We start from the raw sequence: 1331 nt of genomic DNA, 5'->3' as shown, positions 1-1331 counted from the left end.
ACTGCGCTGCGCGTTCACTGATCGCGGTTTCGGTCGAGATTCGCACCGATTGCGTCGATAGTGTGCGTTCGGCGCGGTGGAACCAGCCCAACCCCCCCGGTTCCCCCGCACCACCACCCCCCCCCCCCCCCCACACACCCCCCCCCCCCCGCCGGGGCCGACCTCACCGACCGCGAACGCGAGGTGATGACCCTCGTCGCCGAAGGCCTCACCAACGCCGAAATCGGCGCCCGCCTCTACCTCAGCCCCGCCACCGCCCGCACCCACGTCAGCCGCATCCTCACCAAACTCAACGCCCGCGACCGCACCCAACTAGTCGTCCTCGCCTACGAATCAGGATTGGTCCGCCCGGGCTGGCAGTAAGAACAGGGAGGTACCCGATCATGGCTGAACACTCATCGATGGCCGACGTACGGCGCGAACGGATGAACAGGCCGGATTTCGATGCCGCCGAGTACGAGACCGGATGCGCGGAAGCGATCCTGGCGTTCGAATCGGCGCGGGCCATTCAGAACGCCGGCTCGAGCTCGGACTGACGCAGACACGGCCGGCCGGGCCAGCCAGACTGCGTCAGCCCGAGATAACGCGGCTCGAATCAGGCGGTGGCACACCGACAACCGGATCCCGCGGAAAGACGCTGCCAAGTTATCCGCAAGGCACCGCTTCTACCTTCGGCGAGGTCCTGCACTCTGCCCGAAAGGTGGCCCCATGGGTCTGGTTTTCGCTTTCCACCGCATCTCCGACGACGATGCGGCCCGCATCATCGCGGACGTTGCGACTGCCTTCGACCTGATCGACGCCATCAACCGGAACGGTGAACCGGCGGGCGATATCGACAAGGCCTGGGATGGCCTGCACTACCTGTTGGGTGCCGCCGGAGTGGGCTTCGACCTGCTGCGGGAGGACGAGCCGAGCCGGGACGAAGCGTGTACGACCGTGTGGAGCGCCGAGGAGGTGGCCGCGGCGGCGCTGAGTCTGGCCGCGACGCCGTTCGACCTGCTGGCCGAGCATTTCGACCCAGAGGAGCTGGGCAAGGAGGGCATCTACCCCGATATCTGGGAGTCCGAATGGAGCCTGGATTATCTGCGTGACCACTACATCGGGCTGCAGGAGTTCTTCACCCATGCCGCCGCGACGGGGTCCCCAGTGGTGGGCCGATTCGAATAGCGGCTCGGGCGTCAAGGCGTGGGCGGGATTGAAGTAACTGCTGGAACAGGCGAACACGGGGTCGATCTTGGGTTCCTGCAGCATTTCGGCTGACCATCGAAAAAGCCCGCCCCCGGGGTTGGCGGGTTCACTCGGTCGTGGGGGGACAAGAAAAATAGATATTT

Annotated in this window: 2 protein-coding genes and 1 pseudogene; all 3 read left to right on the top strand. The window is 65.6% G+C overall.

The genetic code is table 11. The annotated features are described in order from the left end of the window. Nucleotides 1-159: 159 nt before the first annotated feature. Nucleotides 160-363: pseudogene (locus ACFWPJ_RS33060) on the top strand (response regulator transcription factor); the annotation flags it as partial. 20 nt (nt 364-383) lie between these two features. Then, complete coding sequence (locus tag ACFWPJ_RS33055) at nt 384-536, top strand: hypothetical protein (protein ID WP_378857489.1); 153 nt, start codon at nt 384-386, stop codon at nt 534-536. Between the two features lie 172 nt (nt 537-708). Next, nucleotides 709-1167 (top strand): YfbM family protein, encoded by a 459-nt coding sequence (locus tag ACFWPJ_RS33050; protein ID WP_378857487.1) that lies wholly within the window; start codon nt 709-711, stop codon nt 1165-1167. Nucleotides 1168-1331 lie beyond the last annotated feature (164 nt).

The organism is Nocardia sp. NPDC058497, from assembly GCF_042720195.1.
In the GTDB taxonomy this organism is placed as follows: domain Bacteria; phylum Actinomycetota; class Actinomycetes; order Mycobacteriales; family Mycobacteriaceae; genus Nocardia.
This window is presented reverse-complemented; position numbering and strand designations above follow the sequence as displayed.

Excerpts from the sequence above, each read along its gene's own strand:
- ACFWPJ_RS33055 (WP_378857489.1), top strand. The coding sequence starts at position 384 with ATGGCTGAACACTCATCGATGGCCGACGTACGGCGCGAACGGATGAAC.
- ACFWPJ_RS33050 (WP_378857487.1), top strand. The coding sequence starts at position 709 with ATGGGTCTGGTTTTCGCTTTCCACCGCATCTCCGACGACGATGCGGCC.